4 protein-coding genes and 2 pseudogenes are annotated in these 3,617 nt (G+C 39.2%); 1 reads left to right on the forward strand and 5 read right to left on the reverse strand.

The window, feature by feature from the left end:
- Positions 1–144: 144 nt before the first annotated feature.
- Positions 145–525, forward strand: a pseudogene (locus tag LC574_RS31145) (MFS transporter); the annotation flags it as partial.
- Positions 526–953: 428 nt separating this feature from the next.
- On the opposite strand, the gene LC574_RS31150 reads toward LC574_RS31145, so the two are convergent.
- The 5 genes and pseudogenes from LC574_RS31150 to LC574_RS31170 all read right to left on the reverse strand — a co-directional run.
- The gene (locus tag LC574_RS31150) at positions 954–2,222 is read right to left on the reverse strand and encodes an ATP-grasp domain-containing protein (RefSeq protein ID WP_229457443.1); all 1,269 of its coding nucleotides are present in this window, start codon (positions 2,220–2,222) and stop codon (positions 954–956) included.
- A complete protein-coding gene (locus LC574_RS31155; protein WP_229457444.1) occupies positions 2,223–2,459 on the reverse strand; it encodes a hypothetical protein in 237 nt (78 codons plus the stop codon).
- A 292-nt stretch (positions 2,460–2,751) separates the two neighbouring features.
- Entirely contained in the window at positions 2,752–2,949 is a 198-nt protein-coding gene (locus LC574_RS31160) for a DUF1902 domain-containing protein (protein WP_229457445.1), read from the reverse strand.
- 21 nt (positions 2,950–2,970) lie between these two features.
- A complete protein-coding gene (locus LC574_RS31165) occupies positions 2,971–3,303 on the reverse strand; it encodes a hypothetical protein (RefSeq protein WP_229457446.1) in 333 nt (110 codons plus the stop codon).
- A gap of 35 nt (positions 3,304–3,338) precedes the next feature.
- Positions 3,339–3,617 (reverse strand): annotated as a pseudogene (locus LC574_RS31170) (hypothetical protein); the annotation flags it as partial.

Raw genomic sequence — 3,617 nt, forward strand, 5'->3', positions numbered from 1 at the left:
TATAGCAGTCCTAAATCATTTGTGAAATATTTTTCTCTTTGCTGTCATTAGTCATTAGTTATTTGTCCTTTGTAATCACAAATGACCAAGGACAAATGACTAAGGACGACCATAACAAAATTTTCACAATCTCATTTAGGATTGCTATATATGCTGGATAACCTGGATATAGATATTAGTGCGGTAACGATTTATCACGGTTTAGGAACTGGTGCGAACATGTTAATGCTGCTTTTGTGGGGGAAACTGGCCGACCGAATTGGGAATCGTCCGCTACTGCTATTAGTGGGAGTCTTGGTGGCGGTGACACCTGTGTTGTGGCTAGGAGTTGGAAGCGATCAAATTTCTTTTTGGATCTGGTTATCCTTGTTGCATATACTAGCTGGCGGGACGTGGGCGGCAATTGATTTGTGTACCAACAATCTGATGATGGGAATATCACCAGTGCGTTATCAATCTACTTACTTTGCGATCGCAGGTGCAGTTGCTGGTATAACTGGAGCAATGGGTATCAGTGTTGGTAGCTGCAATGCCAATGCATCGGTTGACAATGCCAATGCATCGGTTGACAATGCCAATGCATCGGTTGACAATGCCAATGCATCGGCTGACAATGCCAATGCATCGGTTGACAATGCCAATGCATCGGTTGACAATGCCAATGCATCGGCTGACAATGCTAATGTATCGGTTGACAATGCCAATGCGTCCCCTTGCATTAAAAACGCTACGATTTTACGCAAAGCTGTACTTAGCTGCCTCTAATATCAAGCTCAGACCAACACTTATTTCAACAACATCCCAGTTAAGGATAATTGTAGGTTGGGTTGAACTTTAGTGTTGCCCAACAAATGCCCAAAAATGTTGGGTTTCGTTCCTCAACCCAACCTACGCAAATTTTAGCGGTTCTATCGGGTCTTTTAACTTCTTTATGTGGGTGAGATAGCTGTTGTTTAAGGAAGCCATTGTAATCCCTTATTCTTTAATTTATGCTCGATATGCTGCATTTCCTGGATAGTTTCTCCAGTAACGATCGCATAAATGTCAGTGTTTATTTTTCCATATTTGATCTTCTCTAAAGCCGACAGAATGATTAAATCCTTGCGATCTAGTTCTGGTTTTAAGGTGACTAAAATTGAATCCAAGGTTCCTTCCATGCGGTAGTCACTGGAATATTTAGCTACTCCCTTTCCCAGTCCCACTAGGGTATTACGCTGCAAGCACAACGGAGTTGAGCCATTGACTCGGAAATTCGCATCGATCGCATAAAATTGTCCGTCTTGGTCTTCTAGCACATCAAAGCCAATCACGCCGAAATAACCCTGTTTGTGAGCATACTGACCAACGTTAGCAATCATCTCAAAGAACTTGCTCATGTCAGTGTTGCGGTAGTCAATCAGTCCGCCTAAATAGTTGCCTTCTGGAGTGACGAGTTGGCCGGTAGTGCCGATGAGGGTTATTTCTCCTAGCTTGTTGACATAGAACTGTACGCAGTAATTCTGCACTTCATTCTTGACGAACTCCGAAACAATAATCGTATCGAGCAACTTAATATCAAGATATTTCCTAATTTCTTCAAAGCAGTAGTTCAAATCGCTGGGACTTTTGATGATATAAGTGCCTTCTCCTGAGAGTCCGTGGGATGTTTTAATTAAGTAGGGGTATTGTGGTAACTGAATGTCTTCGAGATTAACTTGGTGCAGATTGTAGCTCTCGTATTTCGGACATTGCACCCCTAAGTTGGCTAGCGTTACTTTGCTGAGTAAGCGGTAATGAGTGTCTGGATCAACAGCGTGTTTTTCAGGTTTGAGGTGATCAAAGGGAAATAGACTAATAAGTTTGTCAAAGCGTTCGCTGTGGCTGAGGTCATCTAGATAACTTGAGCAATCCATCATCGACCTATTGGAGTGGCTGCCGAAATGCTCTTGCCAGTAGCCAGTTAGCGACTTTGGCGGTGGTATAATCACAATTCCAGGAATGCGATCGCCTAACACAGCCAGATTTTTCCAAGGTTCCTTCTGACAAATCTTGTCAAAGGAGGTTTTGGTGGCTTCACTACTGCCATCTTGAATAAAATATTTTTTTCGGTTGGGGTAAGCAGCCCAACTGGCAGTTGCAGGGTAATTTAAAATAAACCCATAAGATGCATCTGTGATATCTTGAGCAAATAGATCAGAAAGAGTACTCCCTTGAAAGTATTGAAAGTTATATTTTGAGTTCATTTAGCCCTCCCTTGAAACCGCATACCCAAACAGATGGACAGATACATCTTCTGTCTGCACTCCTACCAATAGCACACTATCTTGGTCAAAGACAATTTCTTTATTAATTGCAGCTAAGGGTTGGGCAAATTTCGGCGAAATGAATTTATATCCTGGTTGATTTGGCTCGTCAAGCCGTTGTAATTGTTTTATTTGACTAGATTTTATGCTTTGAAGATTACTATATTTTTTTCGCATAAAGCTAATATTTAATAATTTGCTTTTTTAGTTATATTTTTGGCTATTCTACTTCATTAAAATTTAATTAACTCTATCAAACGGAATAAGCAAATTAGTTTATTTATTATCCTAAAATAATGTTTATCTGAAATGGTTATTCATACTATAGAAGTGATGAAGCAACAAGCATAAAGGTGTAGATGTGTAAATATCGCTGTGGTTTAGATATTTAAGCTAATTCTTTCTGCCTGCTAGTGCGATCGCACTTTTAAAATATTCTCGTAAATAGCTATAATTGTTAAAATTGCCTTTACTCTTGCTGTATATCTACCTCAGGCGCAATTCGATTGAGAAGAAGGAGTTCTGGTATCACTTCTCTGAGCTTTTGCGTAAGAGACTCAATCGTAGAAGCTTCTGTTACCAATCCTGGCACGTTTTCACTCGTTGCTACCCAAACTTCTGCATCTGTATCCCAAAATGCATAAACCATCAATCTGTTTTGTGTCATGATCGAGCGCTAGGGACTAATTTACGACGGTAATTCAAGTTTAAAACAATTGAATAGCTTCTTGGGTGAAGTATCGCAATAGACATGAAATCTATCCACTGATTTTAAGTGGTTGAATAACTTAATTTTAGGCTTAATACGATTTTGGTAGTCTACTTCATTTTCTCCTTGCTTTTTAGCAGGCAGACAATCGTAATAAAATACTTTATCATAGCCACTTGCTAACCGATAGTAATCTATTTCAAGCTGTTTTTTATCAAAAAGATTTTCTGAAAATAATTCTAGTAGTGAATCTAAACAGCCACCATCAATAAATAAGTATTTAACATTTTTTATTCCAGAACTGTAGGACATATCTAGTTTAAGTGCTGTAGTATTTAATACTTAAATTATAACTCAATAATAAAACTATCTCGCAAATGAAAGTCAGCCTCCGCAACTTGATGAGTTAACGCCCAGTAAGTAACCTCACCATTTCTGTCTTTAATAACGGTAGTAATGCCAACTTCAATGGCTTGTTCTGCCGAGACGATTTTATCTAAATCTACATCCAACACAAGTATTAAACCATCGGCTTGATTGTGAACATTAAACGCTAGGTTTTCAAACGCTGTTTCCTCTTGCATTCCTTGACGGTATCCATCAAAGCGATAGACATTCCAGTGTCC

Source organism: Nostoc sp. CHAB 5715 (genome assembly GCF_020829685.1).
In the GTDB taxonomy this organism is placed as follows: Bacteria; Cyanobacteriota; Cyanobacteriia; order Cyanobacteriales; family Nostocaceae; genus Nostoc.